The organism is Microbacterium testaceum StLB037 (assembly GCF_900104345.1).
Classification (GTDB): domain Bacteria; phylum Actinomycetota; class Actinomycetes; order Actinomycetales; family Microbacteriaceae; genus Microbacterium; species Microbacterium testaceum_A.
Genome location: NZ_FNJN01000003.1, coordinates 502,374 through 522,421, shown reverse-complemented (window position 1 = coordinate 522,421; position 20,048 = coordinate 502,374). Strand labels below are relative to the sequence as shown.

At 69.8% G+C, this 20,048-nt stretch carries 23 protein-coding genes; 15 read left to right on the top strand and 8 right to left on the bottom strand.

Going from position 1 to position 20,048, the window contains the following annotated elements; translation table 11 throughout:
- Positions 1–17: 17 nt before the first annotated feature.
- The gene (locus tag BLS25_RS08815) at positions 18–305 is read right to left on the bottom strand and encodes a hypothetical protein (RefSeq protein WP_056230865.1); all 288 of its coding nucleotides are present in this window, start codon (positions 303–305) and stop codon (positions 18–20) included.
- Between the two features lie 453 nt (positions 306–758).
- Between BLS25_RS08815 and smc the strand changes: the two genes are divergently transcribed.
- The 4 genes from smc (at position 759) to BLS25_RS08795 (ending at position 6,209) form a co-directional block, all read left to right on the top strand.
- Complete coding sequence (gene smc, locus BLS25_RS08810) at positions 759–4,319, top strand: chromosome segregation protein SMC (protein ID WP_074695106.1); 3,561 nt, start codon at positions 759–761, stop codon at positions 4,317–4,319.
- Between the two features lie 4 nt (positions 4,320–4,323).
- Positions 4,324–5,196 (top strand): signal recognition particle-docking protein FtsY, encoded by an 873-nt coding sequence (gene ftsY, locus BLS25_RS08805; RefSeq protein WP_056230868.1) that lies wholly within the window; start codon positions 4,324–4,326, stop codon positions 5,194–5,196.
- A 79-nt stretch (positions 5,197–5,275) separates the two neighbouring features.
- Positions 5,276–5,776 (top strand): DUF2004 domain-containing protein, encoded by a 501-nt coding sequence (locus BLS25_RS08800; protein ID WP_056230870.1) that lies wholly within the window; start codon positions 5,276–5,278, stop codon positions 5,774–5,776.
- A gap of 4 nt (positions 5,777–5,780) precedes the next feature.
- Positions 5,781–6,209, top strand: a complete 429-nt coding sequence (locus BLS25_RS08795; protein WP_056230872.1) for an MSMEG_6728 family protein — start codon at positions 5,781–5,783, stop codon at positions 6,207–6,209.
- 1 nt (position 6,210) lies between these two features.
- Here BLS25_RS08795 and BLS25_RS08790 read toward each other — a convergent pair whose 3' ends face one another.
- From BLS25_RS08790 to lipB, 4 genes are all read right to left on the bottom strand, one after another.
- The gene (locus BLS25_RS08790; protein ID WP_056230874.1) at positions 6,211–6,537 is read right to left on the bottom strand and encodes a hypothetical protein; all 327 of its coding nucleotides are present in this window, start codon (positions 6,535–6,537) and stop codon (positions 6,211–6,213) included.
- Entirely contained in the window at positions 6,534–7,703 is a 1,170-nt protein-coding gene (locus BLS25_RS08785; RefSeq protein ID WP_074695105.1) for an inorganic phosphate transporter, read from the bottom strand. The genes BLS25_RS08790 and BLS25_RS08785 overlap by 4 nt, the downstream gene beginning before the upstream one ends.
- Before the next feature lie 127 nt (positions 7,704–7,830).
- On the bottom strand, positions 7,831–8,835 hold the full coding sequence (gene lipA, locus BLS25_RS08780; RefSeq protein WP_056232290.1) for a lipoyl synthase: 1,005 nt from the start codon (positions 8,833–8,835) through the stop codon (positions 7,831–7,833).
- 26 nt (positions 8,836–8,861) lie between these two features.
- Positions 8,862–9,500, bottom strand: a complete 639-nt coding sequence (lipB, locus tag BLS25_RS08775) for a lipoyl(octanoyl) transferase LipB (protein ID WP_074695104.1) — start codon at positions 9,498–9,500, stop codon at positions 8,862–8,864.
- A gap of 64 nt (positions 9,501–9,564) precedes the next feature.
- Here lipB and BLS25_RS08770 point away from each other — a divergent pair, with 64 nt between their 5' ends.
- Both BLS25_RS08770 and ffh read left to right on the top strand, forming a co-directional pair.
- The gene (locus BLS25_RS08770) at positions 9,565–10,113 is read left to right on the top strand and encodes a TetR/AcrR family transcriptional regulator (RefSeq protein WP_074695103.1); all 549 of its coding nucleotides are present in this window, start codon (positions 9,565–9,567) and stop codon (positions 10,111–10,113) included.
- A 155-nt stretch (positions 10,114–10,268) separates the two neighbouring features.
- The gene (gene ffh, locus BLS25_RS08765) at positions 10,269–11,813 is read left to right on the top strand and encodes a signal recognition particle protein (RefSeq protein WP_074695102.1); all 1,545 of its coding nucleotides are present in this window, start codon (positions 10,269–10,271) and stop codon (positions 11,811–11,813) included.
- Positions 11,814–11,846: 33 nt separating this feature from the next.
- On the opposite strand, the gene BLS25_RS08760 is transcribed toward ffh, so the two are convergent.
- Together BLS25_RS08760 and BLS25_RS08755 are read right to left on the bottom strand one after the other, a co-directional pair.
- Positions 11,847–12,572 (bottom strand): SGNH/GDSL hydrolase family protein, encoded by a 726-nt coding sequence (locus tag BLS25_RS08760; protein ID WP_081349751.1) that lies wholly within the window; start codon positions 12,570–12,572, stop codon positions 11,847–11,849.
- 49 nt (positions 12,573–12,621) lie between these two features.
- A complete protein-coding gene (locus BLS25_RS08755) occupies positions 12,622–13,785 on the bottom strand; it encodes a glutamate--cysteine ligase (protein ID WP_074695101.1) in 1,164 nt (387 codons plus the stop codon).
- Between the two features lie 233 nt (positions 13,786–14,018).
- Between BLS25_RS08755 and rpsP the strand changes: the two genes are divergently transcribed.
- From rpsP to trmD, 4 genes are read left to right on the top strand one after another with little or no spacing between them, the layout of a single operon-like run.
- Positions 14,019–14,432 (top strand): 30S ribosomal protein S16, encoded by a 414-nt coding sequence (gene rpsP, locus BLS25_RS08750; protein ID WP_056230889.1) that lies wholly within the window; start codon positions 14,019–14,021, stop codon positions 14,430–14,432.
- A gap of 5 nt (positions 14,433–14,437) precedes the next feature.
- The gene (locus BLS25_RS08745) at positions 14,438–14,668 is read left to right on the top strand and encodes an RNA-binding protein (RefSeq protein WP_056230892.1); all 231 of its coding nucleotides are present in this window, start codon (positions 14,438–14,440) and stop codon (positions 14,666–14,668) included.
- Entirely contained in the window at positions 14,668–15,315 is a 648-nt protein-coding gene (gene rimM / locus BLS25_RS08740; protein WP_074695100.1) for a ribosome maturation factor RimM, read from the top strand. The genes BLS25_RS08745 and rimM overlap by 1 nt, the downstream gene beginning before the upstream one ends.
- Before the next feature lies 1 nt (position 15,316).
- A complete protein-coding gene (gene trmD, locus BLS25_RS08735) occupies positions 15,317–16,006 on the top strand; it encodes a tRNA (guanosine(37)-N1)-methyltransferase TrmD (RefSeq protein ID WP_074695099.1) in 690 nt (229 codons plus the stop codon).
- Positions 16,007–16,076: 70 nt separating this feature from the next.
- Here trmD and map read toward each other — a convergent pair whose 3' ends face one another.
- Complete coding sequence (gene map, locus BLS25_RS08730) at positions 16,077–16,859, bottom strand: type I methionyl aminopeptidase (RefSeq protein ID WP_074695098.1); 783 nt, start codon at positions 16,857–16,859, stop codon at positions 16,077–16,079.
- 118 nt (positions 16,860–16,977) lie between these two features.
- On the opposite strand from map, the gene BLS25_RS08725 reads away from it, so the two are divergent.
- The 5 genes from BLS25_RS08725 (at position 16,978) to BLS25_RS08705 (ending at position 19,957) form a co-directional block, all read left to right on the top strand.
- Complete coding sequence (locus BLS25_RS08725; RefSeq protein ID WP_074695097.1) at positions 16,978–17,469, top strand: MFS transporter permease; 492 nt, start codon at positions 16,978–16,980, stop codon at positions 17,467–17,469.
- Between the two features lie 186 nt (positions 17,470–17,655).
- Positions 17,656–18,003, top strand: a complete 348-nt coding sequence (gene rplS / locus BLS25_RS08720; protein ID WP_056232294.1) for a 50S ribosomal protein L19 — start codon at positions 17,656–17,658, stop codon at positions 18,001–18,003.
- Between the two features lie 144 nt (positions 18,004–18,147).
- A complete protein-coding gene (lepB, locus tag BLS25_RS08715) occupies positions 18,148–18,897 on the top strand; it encodes a signal peptidase I (RefSeq protein WP_074695191.1) in 750 nt (249 codons plus the stop codon).
- On the top strand, positions 18,894–19,547 hold the full coding sequence (locus tag BLS25_RS08710) for a ribonuclease HII (RefSeq protein WP_074695096.1): 654 nt from the start codon (positions 18,894–18,896) through the stop codon (positions 19,545–19,547). The genes lepB and BLS25_RS08710 overlap by 4 nt, the downstream gene beginning before the upstream one ends.
- An 86-nt stretch (positions 19,548–19,633) precedes the next feature.
- The gene (locus tag BLS25_RS08705; RefSeq protein ID WP_055836674.1) at positions 19,634–19,957 is read left to right on the top strand and encodes a DUF2469 family protein; all 324 of its coding nucleotides are present in this window, start codon (positions 19,634–19,636) and stop codon (positions 19,955–19,957) included.
- Positions 19,958–20,048: the final 91 nt, after the last annotated feature.

The following is a 20,048-nucleotide window of genomic DNA, read 5'->3' as shown; positions in this document are numbered from 1 at the left end:
GGCCGACCCCACCGGGATCAGAACGGCGGGCGGCTGAACGCCGCGGCGCTCTGCCAGGCCTGCTCGCGGCGGGCGCGCTCGGCGGCCGCGTCGCGGGCTCGAAGAGCCTCGACTGCTCGGGTGTCGAGGGCGCGGGCTCTGTTGGCATGCCGGTTCAGCAGCCAGAGACCCAGACGCAGCGACAGGCGGTCGAGCAGACCCAGCGGCCGGTACGCCGTCGTGTCGAACGTGATCGTCGAGGGGGTGGGCAGGGGGGAAGGCGCGGCCGAGGAGTGCTGCGGCGCGCGCGTGAACAGGGCGTTCATGCGGAAGCTCCGTAAGAAGATCTAGCGAGGGAGAGACGCGTCGAGCAGACAACTCACGCGGGGCGGACGCAGAGGGTCCGGGTGGCCGACGTCGAGAAGACGGGGCTCACGAGAAGCGGAGACGACGCGGCGTCTCGACGCGACGAACTAGCGCTGACGAGGGGGCATGCCGACGGCGGTGGTCACTCCCGTGGCGTATGCGGAGAGCACGGGGACGGCGGTGAAGCCTGGGGCGGTGAAGCCGGTCGTGGTGCGAATCATGGAAGTAACCTCCTTTCGACGTCGGTTGCGACCTCAGACGCTAGCGAAGGCTGTCAGCGAATGTCAAGCTCTCGCTCAGATTCGGATGGACGCCGGGCGCGTCGAACTCCGCGCACCGGCCCGCCGCCGCGGAATCCCGCGGTTTCTCGGCTACCGTGAACACGCGGGTCGATCGAGCGGAAGGCGGGTGACATGCACCTGAAGAGCGTGACGCTCAAGGGCTTCAAGTCGTTCGCCCAGTCGACCACCTTCGCGCTCGAGCCGGGGGTGACGTGCATCGTCGGCCCGAACGGCTCGGGCAAGTCCAACGTCGTCGATGCGCTCGCCTGGGTCATGGGGGAGCAGGGGGCGAAGACCCTCCGCGGCGGCAAGATGGAGGACGTCATCTTCGCCGGCACGTCGACGCGAGGCCCCCTGGGTCGCGCCGAGGTGCAGCTCACCATCGACAACGCCGACGGGGCCCTCCCGATCGACTACAGCGAGGTGACGATCAGCCGCACGCTGTTCCGCACCGGCGCGAGCGAGTACGCGATCAACGGGCAGACGTGTCGACTTCTCGACGTGCAGGAACTCCTCAGCGACTCCGGCCTCGGCCGCGAGATGCACGTCATCATCGGGCAGGGACGCCTCGACACCGTGCTCCAGGCGTCGGCGGAAGACCGGCGAGGCTTCATCGAAGAGGCCGCGGGCATCTTGAAGCACCGCCGCCGCAAAGAGAAGACCGTCCGCAAGCTCGAGGCGATGGAGACGAACCTCACGCGCTTGAGCGACCTGGCGGGCGAGCTGCGTCGGCAGCTGAAGCCACTGGGCAAGCAGGCCGAGATCGCTCGCGAAGCCGCCACGATCGCCGCCGTGGTCCGAGACGCGAAAGCGCGACTGTACGCCGACGAGCTCGTCCGTCTGCGCGCCGAACTGGCTGACGCCGCACGCGCCGAGAGCGAGCGCCACACCGAACGCCTGGGCCTGCAGGAGCAGTCCGAGGGAGTCCGCGGACGAGTGGAGCGCCTCGAACACGACCAGCGTTCGGAGGCCGTCGATCGTGCGCGCAGCGTTGCCTTCGCCCTCGAGCAGGTGCAGGAGCGACTCCGCGGGCTCTATACGCTCGCGGGCCAACGACTGACACTCCTCGGCGACGACGAGACCGACGGAGCCGGGTTCTCGCCCACCGTCACCCAGTCGATGATCGACGACGTCCGCGCCGAGATCGACGAGATCGCGGCGGGCCTCGGAGATGCGCAGGATGCCGCGGCTGAGGCGGCCCGCGCCGTGACGCGCGCCCGCAGCGACCTCGACGCGCTGGACGTCGACATCGCTGCGCAGAGCGCCCTCGTGTCGGAGCACGACATGAAGATCACGAGCCTACGGGGCGCGGCGGACGCCGCGAACTCCGCCCTCGCCGCCGTGCGCGCCGGGGTCGAACGCCAACAGCGGGCGCTCGACGCCGCTCTCGTTCGACGGGCCGAGGCCGAGCAGGCGCGAGCCGAGCTCGACCCCGACGTCGTTCCCGAAGCCTCCACCGCCGAGCACGCGGCCGCCTACGAGCGCGCGCAGCGCGACGCCAACGACGTCGAGGCGCGAGTCGCCGCACTCCGCGAACGGCTTCACGCGGCTGAGCGAGAGCGCGACGCGCTCACGGCCCAGACCACGGCGCTCGGCCGTGCTCTGGATGTCCGCAACGCGGCCGCCGAGCTGATCGCGGCCGGGGGTGCCGGCATCCGGGGTCTGGTCGGCGACGACGTAAAGGTCAGAGCGGGGTACGAGGCGGCGGTGGCCGCGGTGCTGGGCACCCTCGCCGAGGGACTGCTCGTCGACGACGCGGCGTCCGCCTTCACCGCCGCGCACACCGCGGCCGAGGCCGATCTCGGTCTGGTCGAGATCGTCTTGGCGCACGCTCCCGGGCCGGATTCGTCCGGGCCCGTGCTCGAGGGAGCGATCGCCGCGACGGATGTCGTGACGGCGTCGCCCGGGGTGCTCGGCATCCTGTCTCGCGTTCTCATCGTCGACAATCTCGACGCCGCGCGCGCGGCGCAGTCGAACCTCGCGAACGACGTGACGGTGGTCACGCGCGCCGGCGAAGTCGTGACCGCGCGGACCGTCCGCGCCGGCTCGGGATCGGGGCGCTCACGCCTCGAACTCGCCGCCGAGAGGGATGCCGCCGCCGAGCGACTCGACGAGATCGTCGTGATCGCCGACTCGCTCCGCGAGGCGCTGGCCGACGAGCAACGCGCCCAGGTCGATGCGCGTCAGCGCACGAAAGAAGCACTCTCGACGCTGCGCGCCCACGACGCGGCCCTCGCGGCCCGCGCCGAGAAGGTCAATCGGGTGACCGTACGCCACGAGGCGGTGGTCGCCGAGTGCGATCGCCTGGCCGCGGGTCTCGCGCAGACCGAGACGGCTGTCGCCGAGGCCGAAGAGGCGGCGCGCCGCGCCGACGAGGCCCTCACCCGCGCGCTCGAGGCGCCGCGTCCCCTGCTCGACGCGTCGGCCCGCGAAGGTCTCGCGGCCGAGGTCGACGCCGCGCGGGAGGGCGAGATGCGCGCACGGCTCGACATCGAGACGCTGAAGGAGCGTGTTCGCGCGGGGGAGGCCCGTATCGTCCAGCTCGAACAGCAGCGCGAGCGCGAGCGCTCCGCGGCCGCGGAAGCCGCACGGCGTGCGGTGCTGCGTCGCGCGCAGCGAGAGATCGCCGCCGAGGTCGCAGGTCACCTCCCGGCCCTGCTCGACTCGGTGGACCGCTCGGTCAGCCAGGCGCGTGTCGAGCTCGCGGCCGCGGAATCCGCCCGCACGGCGATCACCGCAGAGCTCGCGCGGGCGCGCGCCGACGAAGCCCTCGTGCGCGAGCGTCTCGCGCGGCTGACCGAGAGCGTGCACGGGCTCGAACTCCAGATGCACGAGAAGAAGCTGCACGTGACGGGGCTGCTCGAACGCGTCCAGTCCGAACTCGCCCTCGACGAGAACATTCTCGTTTCGGAATACGGTCCCGACCAGCCGATCCCCGCCGAAAACACCGAGGCGGGGGTCCCGTTCGAGCGGGCCGCGCAGAAGCGCAGGCTGCAGGATGCCGAGCGCAAGCTCTCACAACTCGGCAGGGTGAACCCGCTGGCGCTCGAGGAGTTCGCCGCTCTCGAACAGCGGCACGCCTTCCTCACCGAGCAACTGGCGGATCTGCAGCAGACCCGCGCGGATCTGCAGACGATCATTGCCGACCTCGACGAGCGCATGCAGACGATCTTCGTCGCGGCCTTCGAGGACACGCGGGCCGCCTTTACCGAGATCTTCCCGATCCTCTTCCCCGGAGGCGCGGGGAGCATCTCGCTCACCGACCCCGACCACCCGCTGACGACCGGCATCGAGGTGGCGGTGCGTCCGGTGGGCAAGAAGATCGAGCGGCTCTCACTGCTGTCGGGCGGGGAACGCTCGCTCGCCGCCGTGGCCTTCCTCACGTCGATCTTCACGGCGCGACCGAGCCCCTTCTACATCCTCGACGAAGTGGAGGCGGCACTCGACGACGCGAACCTCGGCCGCCTGCTCGGGGTGTTCGAGAAGCTCCGCGCGAGCAGCCAGCTCATCGTCATCACACACCAGAAGCGCACGATGGAGATCGCCGACGCGCTGTACGGGGTGTCGATGCGTCAGGACGGGGTCTCAGCCGTCGTCGGTCAGCGGGTCGGCGATCGCGCCGCCGCCGGCGCCGAGGCGACTCCCGCGGCATCCGTCGACGCAGCCCGTGACGAAGCCACCCCCGTAAGCTGAAGCAATGGCTGAGAACTCCTGGTCGCTGGGCCGCGCGCTGCGCGGACTGTTCGTCAAACCCACGATCGACGAGACCACGTGGGACGACCTCGAGACCGCTCTGCTGACGGCCGACTTCGGCCCCGACGTGACCGAGCGCCTCGTCGACGAACTCCGCGAGAAGGTCGAGCGCTTCCGCACGACCGACCCGCGCGACCTGCAGCGCATGCTCCGCGAGACGCTCGAGGAGCACTTCGCGAAGTTCGACACGACGCTGCGGCTCACCGAGCGCCCCGCGGTGGTCCTGGTCGTCGGCGTCAACGGCGTCGGCAAGACCACCACGATCGGCAAATTCGCGAAGTTCCTGCAGCGCTACGGCCGCACCGTCACGGTCGGGGCCGCCGATACGTTCCGCGCCGCCGCCGTCGATCAGCTGGCGACCTGGGCCGAGCGCGGGGGAGCGACGATCGTCCGCCCCCAGCACGAGGGTCAGGACCCGGCATCCGTCGCCTTCCAGACCGTCGCCCACGCCAAGGAGACCGGCACCGAGATCGTCCTCGTCGACACCGCCGGCCGCCTGCACACCAAGGGCGGCCTCATGGACGAGCTCGGAAAGATCAAGCGCGTCATCGAGAAGCAGGCGCCCATCAGCGAGGTGCTGCTCGTGCTCGACGCGACGACCGGTCAGAACGGCCTCATGCAGGCCCAGGCCTTCCTCGACAGCGCCGGGGTCACGGGACTGGTGCTCACCAAGCTCGACGGTTCCGCGAAGGGCGGCTTCGTCCTCGCGGTGCAGGAGCGCACCGGCATCCCGGTGAAGCTCCTCGGCCAGGGCGAGGGCATCAACGACCTCACCGGTTTCACCCCGCACGTCTTCGCGGCCTCGCTCGTCGACTGAGCCCCGCGCGCCTTTACCGCACGCACCGACCGTGGCGGGTCGTCTTCCCGAACACCGGGCGGACTGCTTACATGGAGGCATGGCGATCGAGCACGACTTCTTCGGACTCCTCGAGTCGGGCCCCGACGGGTCGATCTTCTGGAGCGAGAACGTCGAGTTCGGCGACCAGAGCGTGACCGTCGATCTGACCGCACCCGACCAGGACGACGTGTCGGTCGAGGCGCTCGATGTCGCGGCATCCATGGTCTCCTCACTCGAGTCGATCGACCTCGCCGCGCGCAACGCCATGGTGAACGAACTCGATTCGCGCACCAGCGAGGTGACCGAGTACATCCTTCAGCAGCAGGCGACCCTCGGCGAGGAGCTCGAGGACCTTCTGACGGACGTCTCGGGCGACACGCACATCGACGTCATCAAGGCGCTGCAGTTGATGAGCATGACGATCCTCGCCGACGAGCACGGGGGTGCCGACCCCTTCGCCGTCCTCGAGTACGCGCTGGACCCCGACGCGACCGACGACGTGCTCCTGGTGAACCTCGCCTCCGACGGCAGCGTCCAGTCGGTCACCAGCGCCGACTGAGCGCGTGCAGACCTTCCTGCCGTACCCCTCGTTCACGGCATCCGCCGCCGCCCTCGACCTCAAGCGCTTGGGCAAGCAGCGTGTCGAGACGTTCCAGCTGTTGCGCGCGTTGACCGTACCCGACCATGGCTGGCGTCATCATCCGGCGGCGAAGATGTGGGACGGACACCTGCCGGCGCTCGTGTCGTACGGCCTCGTCATGACGGACGAGTGGATCGCCCAGGGTCGAGCCGACACCGTCCGAGAGAAGATCCGCGTCTTCGCGCCCGAGGTCGACGGCCTCACGCAGAACGAGCTCGACCTCCCGCCCTGGATCGGAGACGAGGCGTTCCACCTCGCGCACCGCTCCAACCTCGTGCGCAAGGACCCCGAGTTCTACGTCCCCCGTTTCGGGGACGTCGCCGACGACCTGCCGTACGTCTGGCCGGTCTGATTCACTTCCCGTGGAAAAGCGGGATCACCAGGTAGATCCCGTAGACCACCGCGGCGGCGACGCCGGCGAAGCAGACGAGACCGGCCATGGTGGCGGGCAGCGGTCGCGGCGTCTCGCGCGGCGCGACCACCGCGGTCGGTCCTTCGGGGTCGTCTCCATCCGGCACTCGAACGTCGGGGGCGCCGACGGCGAAGAATCGGATGCCGAGGGCGTACAGCCCCACGATGATGAGGGTGGCGGCCAGCCCCACCACGAAGACGAGCAGGATCGACCCTGCTTCGGTGCCGAGCCAGCCCGAGGCGCCGGCGCTTTCAAGGGGAGTGATCACGCGCGTTCTCCTTCGGTCTGGCGCTGGCCGATGCGATCGGCATCCACCGCCTCATCGTTGACGTTCTCGGCCGACACCGGGCGTCGGCGAGCGAGCAGGAACAGGCCCACGCAGACGGCCAGGCCGCCCACCAGCACGACCACGAGGCCGGCGATGCCCGACGAGGCCGCCCATGCGGCGCCTCCGCCGACGACGGCGGCCGCGGGCAGCGTGACGACCCACGCGAAGGCGATCCGGGTGACGACGTTCCAGTGCACCGACGCGAGACGCTTGCCGAGCCCCGAGCCGATCACGGCGCCGGAGGTGACCTGCGTGGTCGAGAGCGGGAAGCCGAGGGTCGACGAGATGAGGATGGTCGAGGCGGCGCTCGTCTCGGCTGCGAAGCCCTGCGGAGGTTTCACATCGGTGATGCGCTTGCCGACCGTGCGCATGATGCGCCAGCCGCCCAGGTAGGTACCGAGGGCGATCGCGAGGCCCGCCGACAGGATGACCCACAGCTGCGGACCGGTGCCCGCCTCTTGGAAGCCGGCGACGATGAGGGTCAGCGTGATGACACCCATCGTCTTCTGGGCGTCGTTGGTGCCGTGCGCCAGCGACACGAGCGAGGCCGAGACCGTCTGGCCGTGACGGAAGGCGGTGGACGATCCGGCGACGGTCGCCATCTTCGTCACGCGGTACACGAGATAGGTCGCGGCGAGGGCCACGATCCCCGCGATGAACGGCGACAGCAGCGCGGGCAGCACGATCTTCGACAGCACCCCTCCCCACTCGACGGCCTGGACGCCGACGCCGATCACCGCGGCGCCGATGAGGCCGCCGAAGAGGGCGTGGGTCGAGCTGGAGGGCAGCCCGAGCCACCAGGTCAGCAGGTTCCACACCACGGCGCCCATGAGCCCCGCGAAGATCATCGGCACGGTGATCTGCGGAAGCCCCTGGTCGTTCTGAGCGAGGATCCCCTCCGACACCGTCTTGGCCACCGCGGTCGACAGGAACGCGCCGACGAGGTTGAGGATCGCGGAGATGAGCACCGCGACTTTGGGGTTCAGCGCGCCCGTGGCCACTGACGTCGCCATGGCGTTGGCGGTGTCGTGAAAGCCGTTGGTGAAGTCGAAGAAGATCGAGAGGGCGACGACGAGAAGGACGGGGACGAGGACGGTGAGATCCACCGCGACTCCGATCGAGGGGTGATATCGGAAGCGGGTCGGTTGGCCCGGCGACACGGTAGACCTCGGCGGTGAACGAAGTGTTCCCTATCCCGTGGGAGCGGAGAGGTCTACTATCCGCTCTGCGCGCTCACACCGCCTGCGCGAAGCCCGCGTCGACGGACGCGATGTCCTTGGCCAGGTGCGCGAGGTGCGGAGGGATCTCGCGGCCCTTGGACACCATCGACTGCGCCCACAGGCGTCCGGCGCGGTATGACGACCGCACCAGGGGCCCGGCGAGCACGCCGAGGAAGCCGATGCGCTCGGCCTCTTCCTTGAACTCCACGAACTCGGCCGGCTTCACCCAGCGCTGCACGGGGAGGTGGCGAGGGGTGGGGCGCAGGTACTGCGTGATCGTGATGATGTCGGTGCCCGCCGCGTGCAGGTCTTCGAGGGCCTGGACGACCTCTGCGGGCTCTTCGCCCATGCCGAGGATGAGGTTGGACTTGGTGATGAGTCCCGCCTCTCGCGCCGCGGTGAGCACGCCGAGGGAGCGTTCGTAGCGGAACGCCGGGCGAATGCGCTTGAAGATGCGGGGCACGGTCTCGACGTTGTGCGCGAAGACCTCGGGTCGCGACGAGAAGACCTCTTCGAGGTGCGCCGTGTTGCCCGAGAAGTCGGTCGCGAGGATCTCGACCCCGGTACCCGGGTTGTCGGCGTGGATGCGGCGCACGGTCTCGGCGTGCAGCCACGCGCCCTCGTCCGGCAGGTCGTCGCGGGCGACGCCGGTAACGGTGGCATAGCGCAGCTGCATCCGGGTGACGCTCTCGGCGACGCGGCGCGGTTCGTCGCGGTCGTAGTCGGCGGGCTTACCGGTGTCGATCTGGCAGAAGTCGCAGCGGCGCGTGCACTGCGAACCGCCGATGAGGAAGGTCGCCTCGCGGTCCTCCCAGCACTCGAAGATGTTGGGGCAGCCCGCCTCCTGGCAGACCGTGTGGAGTTCCTCGGTCTTCACGAGGTTCTGCAGGGCGGTGTACTCGGGGCCCATCTTGGCCTTGGTCTTGATCCACTCGGGCTTGCGCTCGATCGGCGTCTCGGCGTTGCGCACTTCGAGGCGCAGGAGCTTGCGGCCGTTCGGAGCGGTGGATGCCGGCACCCCGGCGTTCCCGGTTCCGCAGGCGCTCACGCCGCCACCACCACGTCCTCGGCGCGGAAGACGCGCTCGATCACGGGGACGAGGTCGGCGGGGGAGACGTCGGCGCCGAGCACCTCGCTGACGGTGGTCACTCCGGCATCCGTGATCCCGCAGGGGACGATGTGGCGGAAGCCCGCGAGGGTGTTGTCGCAGTTGACGGCGAAGCCGTGCATGGTCACTCCTTTTTCGACGCGGACTCCGATCGCCGCGACCTTGTCCACACCGAGGGGGCGCCGTACCCAGACGCCGCTTCGTCCCTCGACGCGGAAGCCGTCGACGCCGAGGGCGCCGAGAGCGTCGATGAGCAGGGCTTCGAGGCGCCGGACGTGCGCGACGACGTCGATGGGTTCGGGGAGCCGCACGATCGGATACCCGACGAGCTGGCCCGGGCCGTGCCACGTGATCTTCCCGCCGCGGTCGACGTCGATCACGGGGGTGCCGTCGTCGGGGCGTTCGTGCGCCTCCGTGCGCTTTCCCGCGGTGTACACCGCCTCGTGTTCGAGGAGGAGCAGGGTGTCGACGCGGGCTCCCGCGACGACGTCGGCGTGGATGCGACGCTGATGCGCCCAGCCGTCGAGGTAGGGAACGTAGTGCGGGGACAGGCCCACCTGCTGGATGTCGATCATCGACCGCCTCCGATGTTGGATCGCGTCCAACAATACACGCGAGGCGCGCCCGTAGGCTGGGGCCGTGACCCTTGAGCCTCGAAGCGGACGACCGCGCGCCTCTTCGCGCGAAGTGCTCTCCGAGGCGGCCTGCGAACTGTTCCTGGAGCAGGGCTACGACGCGACCAGCGTGTCCGACATCACCCGCCGCGCGGGAGTGAGCCGGTCGAGCTTCTTCAACTACTTCTCCGCCAAGAGCGACGTGCTCTGGTCGGGATACGACGAGCAGGCGGATGCCGCGATCGAGCGCCTCCGCGAAGGCCAGCCGGTCGCCGAGTGCCTGACGGCGATCGGCGCGGGTCTCGCGCCCGACGCGCTCGCCCTCGCGATCACCAACGCCGACGCCATGGGCATCTCCGTCGAGCTCGACCGCGACCGGGCCGTCCGGCAATTCCGGCTGCAGCGGGAGCTCGCGGCGCGGTTCGTGCGCGATGGCACGCCGGAGCTGGCCGCCCAGGTCCGCGCGGGCGCGCTCGCGGCCGCCGTCCTGGCCGCCGTGTGGGCGTGGGCGGACCGCACCGCCGCCGGGCGGCCCCTCGCCGAAGTGCTGGACGCCGCGCTCGCTCTCGCGTGACGCGACAGGGCCGTCCACCCCACCCCCGAGAGATGGCCGGGGTCAGCGGCATCCCTCCGAGGAGGGTCCGGGTTCGGCGGATTGCCCGCGTCGCGCGCCCGGCGGGTGAGTGCGCGGCGGCGAACGCGGCGCGCCCCGCGTAAACTCGTCACATCATGGCGACTTTCGGCACCCTCTCCGACCGGCTCACAGAGACCTTCCGCAACCTCCGGAAGAAGGGCCAGCTCACGCCCGCCGACGTCGACGGGACGGTGCGCGAGATCCGCCGCGCCCTCCTCGACGCCGACGTCGCGCTGCCCGTGGTCAAGGAGTTCACCGCCGCGGTCCGCGAGCGCGCCCTGGGCGATGAGGTCAACCGGGCGCTGAACCCCGCGCAGCAGGTCGTGCAGATCGTCAACGACGAGCTCATCGGCATCCTGGGCGGTCAGCAGCGTCGCCTGCAGTTCGCCAAGAACCCGCCGACGGTCATCATGCTCGCCGGCCTCCAGGGATCCGGTAAGACGACCTTCGCCGGCAAGCTCGCCAAGATGCTCGAGAAGGACGGCCACACCCCGCTCCTCGTCGCGTGCGACCTCCAGCGCCCGAACGCCGTCACCCAGCTGCAGGTCGTCGCCGAGCGCGCCGGAGCCGCGATCTACGCTCCCGAGCCCGGCAACGGCGTCGGCGACCCGGTCAAGGTCGCTCGCGACGGCGTCGCGTACGCCACCCGCCAGCAGCACGACATCGTTATCATCGACACCGCCGGTCGCCTGGGCGTCGACGCCGAGCTGATGAAGCAGGCGTCCGACATCCGAAAGGCCACCGAGCCCGACGAGGTGCTCTTCGTCATCGACGCGATGATCGGTCAGGACGCGGTGAACACCGCGAAGGCGTTCCAGGACGGCGTCGACTTCACCGGCGTCGTGCTGTCGAAGCTCGACGGCGACGCCCGCGGTGGTGCCGCGCTGTCGGTCGCCTCGGTCACGGGTCGCCCCATCATCTTCGCCTCGACCGGTGAGGGTCTCGACGACGTCGAGCCCTTCTACCCCGACCGCATGGCATCCCGCATCCTCGACCTCGGTGACATCCTCACCCTGATCGAGCAGGCGCAGTCGGCCTTCGACGAGGCCGAGGCGATGAAGGTCGCCGAGAAGCTCGCGACCGAGACCTTCACGCTCGAGGACTTCCTCGAGCAGATGCAGCAGATGAAGAAGATGGGCTCCATGAAGAAGATGCTCGGGATGCTCCCGGGCATGGGAAACATGAAGCAACAGCTCGAGAATTTCGACGAGCGCGAGATCGACCGCACCGAGGCGATCATCCGCTCGATGACCGTCGCCGAACGACGCAACCCCAAGATGCTCAACGGCTCGCGCCGCCTGCGCATCGCCCGCGGTTCGGGCATGACGGTCACCGACGTCAATCAGCTCGTCCAGCGGTTCGACCAGGCCGCCAAGATGATGAAGACCGTCGCGCGCGGCGGGGTGCCCAACATCCCCGGCATGGGACCCGTCGGCGGCAAGCCCGGCGCGTCGTCCAAGCGCGGAAAGCAGCAGAAGGCGAAGGGCTCGCGTTCGGGCAACCCCGCCAAGCGCGCGGCCGAGAACGCCGGTATCGCGGCATCCGCACCGGCCACCGGCTCGGGCTTCGGCCTGGGCGGGCAGGCGGCGCCGAGCGAGGCCGATCTCGCTGAGCTGCAGAAGATGCTCGGACGCGGCTGACGCCATCGCCCGGGTGAGACCCCGGCGTCCGCCTTAGGGCAGGACGTCGGCGTCCTGCAGGGCGGACATGACCGTCTGCTCGATCGCGCGCTGACCGCGCGGGGTGGGGTGGACGTCGTCCTCCTGCATCCACTCCGGGTGGCCCGCGAGGGGCTGCCCGACGTCGATGAAGGTTCCCCCGACCTTCTCGACGGCGTCCTTGAGCGCGTCGGAGGTCACCTTCGTGTCGGTGGGGACGTCGGCGTCGTCGTTCCAGATCGTGCTCAGGCCGATGATGCGGGCATCGGGAGCGGCCCCGTGCAGCTGGTCGACGGTGTCGGCGGTGTCGGTGCGGATCTCGTCCTCGTCCTCCCAGAAGTCGTTGCTGGAGGACTCGACGACGAGCAGCTGCGGCTGCAGAGCGGCGACAGCGGGAATCAGGCCGGCGTAGGCGGTTCCGCAGTCGCCCTGCACCACGAAACCCATGCCCGGGCAGGCGAGGTTCGTCAGCGACACGTGGGCGCGCGCGGAGAGGAGTGTCGGCCACGCCTGCTGCGGTTCCAGGCCGAACCCCGACATGAGGGAGTCTCCCAGCGTCACCACCCGCAGGGGCCCCGTCGGCGTCGACGACGGCGACGGGCTCGCCTCGAGCGCGGGGGCGGCGAGGGTGGGCAGGGCAGCGGGGTCGGCGGGGTCGGCGGCGCAGCCGGCGAGCATCGCGACCACGCCTGCGGAGAGGGCGGTCAGCGAAGCCACGGTGGCGCGGCGTCCGAAGGTCATGACGCGATCCTAGGTTCGCGCGCCTATGAACGAGCGCGGAGGTTCACCCCTAGACGCGCAGGGCCGCGAGGTGCTCGCGCAGGGTCGGGCCCCCGCGGAACTCGCGGATGAGGTGCTGCACCACCTCGCGCAGATCGCCGTCGGCCGCGTCGGCGACCGCGATCTGCCGCGCCGAGCTGCCGCCCGTGGCGAGGATCGTCTCGAGGCTCGCGAACTCCTTCGCGCACTTCAGCTCGAGGGCGATGTCGGCGAGCTCCTCCATCGTCTCGCGCAGGTGCTCGACCACGGGGCGCTGCGTCCCCTCGCGGTCGACGATCACGCGCGCGTCGAGACCGTAGCGGGCCGCGCGCCACTTGTTCTCGCGGGCGTACCAGGGCGGGATGCCGGGAAGCTCGCGCCCCTCGTCGAGCAGCCGCGAGAAGTGCTCGACGAGCGTCTGCGCGAGCGAGGCGACCGCGGCCAGCTCGGGCAGGGTCGACATGCCGTCGCAGGCGCGGATCTCGATCGTGCCCCACTTGGGCGCCGGACGGATGTCCCAGCGCACCTCGCTGGCATCCGCCATCACTCCGGTACGGACCATGTCGTCGAGGTAGCTCTCGAAGTCGCCCCACGAGTCGAGCTGCCAGGGCAGGCCCGCCGTGGGGAGCTGCTGGAAGACGAGAGCGCGATTCGAGGCGTACCCGGTGCGCTCGCCCGCCCAGAAGGGGCTGGATGCCGACAGCGCCTGCAGATGGGGGAGGTAGACGTTCAGTGCGTTGACGATCGGAATGACCTTCTCGACGTCGTCCACGCCGACGTGCACGTGGATGCCCCAGATCATCATGTTGCGCCCCCACCACTGGGTGCGCTCGATGAGCGAGTGGTAGCGCGTCTTGTCGGTGACCTCCTGGTCGAACCACTGCGCGAAGGGGTGACTGCCGGCGCACAGGATCTCGACCCCGCGCGGCTCGGTCTCGTCGCGCAGGGCGCAGATGGCGTCGGCGATGTCGTCCACGGCCTCGGCGACGGTGTGGCCGACGCCGCTGGTCACCTCGACGGTGTTCGTGAGCAGCTCACCGGTGACCGTGAACCGCTCGAGCGCGGTCTTGTCTTCGAGCTGGTCGAGGATCTCGGGCGCGCGGGGGACCAGATCGCCCGTCTCGCGGTCCGCGAGCATGAGCTCCCATTCCAGACCCACGGACGAACGCGTCGATGCAGCGAACGGCAGCCTCATGCGGCTCAGTCTGGCACGGGGGTCGGATGCGGGGATCCTCCGCTACCCTTCGAGACGCCGCGTGTCGCGGCGCGTCGCGTGTCACCGCGAGGCCCGGGGATCTGGCAGAATAGAGGGCTGGACCCGCTACTCGACCCTCTATCCAGTATCGGTCCACCCTTTTGAGCTTCCGCCGGGTGTGCACCCCACTCTCCAGGCGTTCGGTTCGTTCGTTTTCATCATTTGGAGTCATCGTGGCTGTCAAGATCCGTCTCAAGCGCCTCGGAAAGATCCGCGCGCCCTACTACCGCATCGTCGTCGCCGACTCGCGCACCAAGCGCGATGGTCGTGTCATCGAGGAGATCGGCAAGTACCACCCGACCGAGGAGCCCTCGTTCATCGAGGTCGACTCCGAGCGCGCGCAGTACTGGCTCTCCGTGGGCGCGCAGCCCACCGAGCAGGTCGCCGCCATCCTCAAGCTCACGGGCGACTGGGGCAAGTTCAAGGGCGACAAGAACGCCGTCTCGACCGTCAAGGTCCGCGAGCCCAAGGCCGCGTTCGAGGCCGACGCCTCGAAGAAGTCGGTCGTCAAGCCCAAGGCCGAGAAGAAGGCCGAAGCTCCCGCCGAGGCGCCCGCTGAGGACGCCGCCGAGACCTCGGCCGAGTAATTCCCGTGCTGTCTGCCGCGCTCGAACACGTCGTCAAGGGGATCGTCGATCACCCCGATGCCGTGACCATCCGCTCCAGCTCTTCGCCTCGCGGCGACGTGCTGGAGGTTCGCGTGCACCCCGATGACCGGGGTCGCGTGATCGGGCGCGGCGGACGCACCGCCAAGGCACTGCGCACGGTCGTGTCGGCTCTCGCCGACGGACGTCGCGTGCGCGTCGACGTCGCCGACGACTGATGGCGAACGGCGACACCGCGGGCGCGCAGCCCGCCAAGACCCAGCTCCGCGTCGGACGACTCGTCAAGGCCCACGGCCTGAAGGGTGCGTTCAAGCTCGAGCTGTACACCGACGATCCCGACGGGCGCTTCACGCCGGGGAGCACCTTCACCCTGCAGGTTCCGGAGTCCTCGCCGTGGCACGGCCGCGAGCTGACGGTCCGTGAATTCCGGTGGATGAACTCGCACCCCGTCGCCTTCTTCGAGGGCGTCGACGACCGCAACGCGGCCGAAGAGCTCGTCAAGGCCATTCTGTGGATCGACCAGGATGCCGAAGCCGCTCCCGCCGAAGACGACGCCTGGTACGACCACCAGCTCGTCGGTCTCGACGTCGTGCGCGACGGCGCCGTCATCGGCCGCGTCGCCCGCGTCGACCACTTCCCGGCGCAGGACCTCTTGATCGTCCGCATGGCCGGCGAAGACCGCGAGGTCCTCGTTCCTTTCGTGGGCGCCATCGTCCCCGAGGTCGACATCGCGGGTGGCCGCGTCGTCGTCACTCCGCCCGCGGGGCTCTTCGAAGAGCTCCCGGCCGACGCCGACGACGAGCCCGAACCCGTCTCGGCGTCGGACGAATCCGACGGCGAGACGCCCGACGCCTCCGAGGACTGACGTGCGCATCGACATCGTCTCGATCTTCCCGACGATCTTCGATGCTCTCGAGGTGTCGCTGCTCGGCAAAGCCCGGCAGAGCGGTCTGCTCGACGTCCGCATCCGCGATCTGCGGGACTACACGCACGACCGTCACCGCACCGTCGACGACACCCCGTACGGCGGTGGCGCCGGCATGGTCATGAAGCCCGAGCCCTGGGGCGAAGCGCTCGACGACGTGACGAGCGACGCCGAAGCGCGCCCGGTCATCATCTTCCCCTCGCCCGCGGGCGAGCGGTTCACGCAGGCGACGGCGCGAGAGCTCTCCACCGCCCCGCACCTCGTCTTCGGCTGCGGCCGGTACGAGGGCATCGACGAGCGCGTCTTCGACTACGCCGCCGAGCGGGGCGACGTGCGCCTGATCTCTTTGGGCGACTACGTGCTCAACGGGGGAGAGGTCGCCGTCATGGCGATGGTCGAGGCGATCGGACGACTGATCCCCGGCGTCGTCGGCAACCCCGAGAGCCTTGTCGAGGAGTCGCACGAGGACGGCCTGCTCGAGTACCCCTCGTTCACCAAGCCGGCCGTGTGGCGCGAGCGAGAGGTGCCGCCCGTGCTCCTGAGCGGCAACCACGGCGCCGTGGCGACGTGGCGTCGCTCGCAGCAGATCGAGCGCACGCGCGAGCGCCGGCCCGACCTGCTCGCCGACTGAGGCGGCAGAGCTCTTCCGGCGCTCCCGGGAGGATGCCGCGACCTCGGGCCGCGGCATCCGGGATCATCCGTCAGTCGACGCCCAGGAACGAGCGATCGGTCAGGACGATGGGGCCGTCGGCGGTGATCGCCACGGTGTGCTCGGAGTGCGCCCCGCGCGATCCGTCGGCGCTGCGCAGGGTCCATCCGTCGGGGTCGGTGATCAGCTCGTCGGTGGTCTGCAGGAACCACGGCTCGAGCGCGAGCACGAGGCCGTCGCGCAGCGGGTAGCCGCGGCCGGCCTTGCCGTCGTTGGCGACGTGCGGGTCGCCGTGCATGGTGCGGCCGACGCCGTGGCCGCCGAAGTCGGTGTTGATGCTCAGGCCCTCGGCGTGGGCGACGGCGGCGATCGCGGCGGAGATGTCGCCGATCTTGCGGCCCACGCTCGCGGCCTCGATCGCGGCGGCCAGCGCGCGCTGCGAGGTGTCGATGAGGGCGAGGTCCTCGTCGCGAGCGGTGCCCACGACGAAGGAGACGGCGGAGTCGGCGACCCAGCCGTCCACGGACGCGGCGAAGTCGAGCGAGACGAGGTCGCCGTCGCGCAGCACGTAGTCGTGGGGGAGTCCGTGCAGCACGGCGTCGTTGATCGACGTGCAGAGCACCTTGCCGAAGGGGCTCGCACCGAAGGACGGGTGGTAGTCGATATAGCACGACTCCGCGCCGGCCGAGCGGATCATGTCGTGCGCGCGACGGTCCAGCTGCAGCAGGTTGGTCCCCACCTTGGTCTCGGCGCGCAGCGTGGCCAGCACCTCCGCGACGAAGCGTCCGGCGGGGCGCATCGCGTCGATCTCGGCCGGGGTGCGCAGTTCGATCATGGGTGGTTCCTCTCGCGTCGAACCTCCATTGTCTCCGATCCGCGGCGCCGCCGCCCGATGCGCGCGCGCCATAGCCTTCTCAGAGGCGAAGCACATGCGCGAGCCCTAGTCTCGGGTCATGGCGTTGCGACGGATGTTCCTCCACTGGCTGTTCCCGGCCGCGTTCGTTCTGCCGCTGTGGCTGTTCGTCGGGTGGATCGTCTTCTCGGGAGGCAGCGCGTGGGGCCTGCTCTGGCTCTTCGTCGCGGTTCCGGCCGTCTTCATCTCGCAGCTCGTCCTGACCCTCATGGTGCGAGCGCGGGGGAGTGTGCGCGAGAACCGCGCGGTGTCGTGGCGGGATCTGGCGGGCCTGGGCATCTGGCAGGTCGTCATCGTCGCGCTCGGCTTCTTCGACTCCCGGGTCTTCTTCCCGCTGCTCGTGCTGTCGATCGCGGGAGCGCTGGTGTTGTTCTGGTCCTCTCTCGCGCAGCTCTGGAACGAGGCACGCGGGGCGGTGACGGTGCTGCACACGACGGACGGGACCGCGTACATCCCGCCGCCGCGCGAGAACCGCGAGCAGACTCGGGATGCCGAGGTCATCGTCGTTCCGGAGACGCGGCGTCGCGACTGACGTCGTCGCGTGCCCGCGGCGGGGCGGACCGTTTTGGCGGGTAGGCCTGCGCGTGGCAGAATGGACGCTTGTGCCCTGACCGGCTCTGCCTCAGGGGAGTCAGCTGCTTCGGCGGCTTCGGGCACGCCTCACCTTTTTCCCTCTTATCGTGCGATCGACCTGTGGCGGTCGCAGGAAGTGATGATCATGCAGATCCTCGACTCCGTCGACGCGGCTTCGCTCCGCTCCGACATCCCCGTCTTCGGCCCCGGCGACACCGTCAAGGTGCACGTCAACATCACCGAAGGCAACCGCTCGCGTATCCAGGTGTTCCAGGGCGTCGTCATCGGCCGCTCGGGTGACGGCGTGCGGGAGACCTTCTGCGTCCGCAAGGTCAGCTTCCAGGTCGGCGTGGAGCGCACGTTCCCCGTCCACAGCCCCGTGATCGACCACATCGAGGTCGTCACCCGCGGTGACGTGCGTCGCGCCAAGCTGTACTACCTGCGCAGCCTGCGTGGCAAGAAGGCCAAGATCAAGGAGAAGCGCGACCGCTGAGTCCGCTCTCTCGAACGCCCCGTGGGTTTGACCCGCGGGGCGTTCGGCGTTCTCACGGCGTCGTCGGTCACGGGGCGGCTCCTCGATGTGCGACCCTGGTTCCTGCGGTTCGCTCGGTGTGCGTCGAACCCGGTGAAGGAACACATGAGCGACCAGACCGCCTCGACCCCGGATGCCGTGGCATCCCGCTCCGCCGGACGGCGTCGACGTGGATGGGGGGCGTTCTTCCGCGACCTGCTCGTGATCGTGCTGATCGCGCTCGTGGTGTCGTTCCTCGTCAAGACCTTCGTCGTCCGCTCGTTCTACATCCCGTCGGCGTCGATGGAGAACACGCTGCTGATCAAGGACCGCATCCTCGTGGACGAGCTGACCCCGAAGTTCGGTCAGTACTCGCGGGGTGACGTGGTCGTGTTCCGCGACCCCGGTGGATGGCTGCCGCCGAGCCCCACCGAGGAGCGGTCCCCGGTGGTCGAGGGCGCCGACTGGGTGCTGTCGCTCTTCGGGCTGTCGGCTCCCGACAGCGACGATCACCTCATCAAGCGCGTGATCGGCACGGCGGGCGACCACGTCGTCTGCTGCAACGCCCTGGGGCAGACGACGGTCAACGGCGTCCCGCTCGATGAGTCGTACGTGCGGCTCGCTCCGGGGGCGACTGCGCCCGAGCCCGTTCCCTACGACATCACGGTGCCCGACGGCTCGCTTTGGGTCCTCGGCGACAACCGCAACAGCTCGCGCGACTCGCGTTTCAACCAGGATCAGCCCGGGCAGGGCTTCGTCCCCGTCGACAACGTCGTGGGACGCGCGTTCCTCATCACGTGGCCGTTCACGCGCTTCGGCCTGATCGACTTCCACCACGAGGTGTTCGCGGGGGTCCCCGCGCCGGGAGCGCAGTGATCGAACCCACCCTCACCCTCGAGCGCCGTCTGCTGAAGGATCACGCGATCGTCATCGCGTGCGACGAGGTCGGGCGCGGGGCCCTCGCGGGGCCAGTGGCGGTCGGCGCCGCGGTCATCGACCCGGCGCGTTCGCGCAAGCGGGTTCCCGCCGGCCTGCGCGACTCCAAGCTCGTTCCCGAGGCGCGACGGCCCGAGGTGGCCGCCCGGGCGGCCGCGTTCGTCCAGCACAGCGCCGTCGGGTGGGCGAGCTCGATCGAGGTCGACGAGATCGGCATCATCCGGGCTCTGGGGCTCGCGGCCGTCCGCGCGATCGCGGATCTGCGCGCGCACGGCGTCGTGCCCGAAGAGGCCCTCGTCATCCTCGACGGCAACCACGACTACATCACGCCGGCGGGGGAGTCGGGGCTGACGGTGCGCCCCATCATCAAGGCCGACCGTGACTGCGCGAGTGCGGCCGCGGCATCCGTCATCGCCAAGGTCGCCCGCGACACCCTCATGACGGGACTGCACGACGATCACCCCGCCTACGGGTGGGCGCGCAACAAGGGCTACGCGAGCCTCGATCACCGCGAGGCGATCACCGCGTACGGAATGAGCGTGCACCACCGGCACTCGTGGGCCATCGCCGCGGCCCCGACGCTCTTCTGACCCCGCTGCGGACACGGCGCCCGAACGCGCCCGGGCGGCTGCACCGTGCGGCCGGGGCGACGGCGCGCGCCTAGGATGGAGAAACCATGGATGACGACGTCTTCGAGGACTACGACCGCGAGCTCGAGCTGGCCCTTTACCGCGAGTACCGCGATGTCGTGCGCCAGTTCACCTACGTGATCGAGACCGAGCGCCGGTTCTATCTCGCGAACGACGTGAACGTCGTGCGGCGCGACACCGAGCACGACTTCTACTTCGAGATCTCGATGACCGACGTGTGGGTGTGGGACATCTACCGCGCCGACCGCTTCGTGAAATCCGTGCGCGTGCTGACCTTCAAGGACGTCAACGTCGAGGAGCTCTCGCGCCACGACTTCCAGTTGCCCGACGAGCTCTCGCTCGACAACTGAGGTCCCTCCCCAGTCGGATCTTCCCCCGGGTTGTCCACCGATAGGTCCCTCCGCTCCGCGCGAGGGGGAGGGTGGATGCCACGCTCTCGGG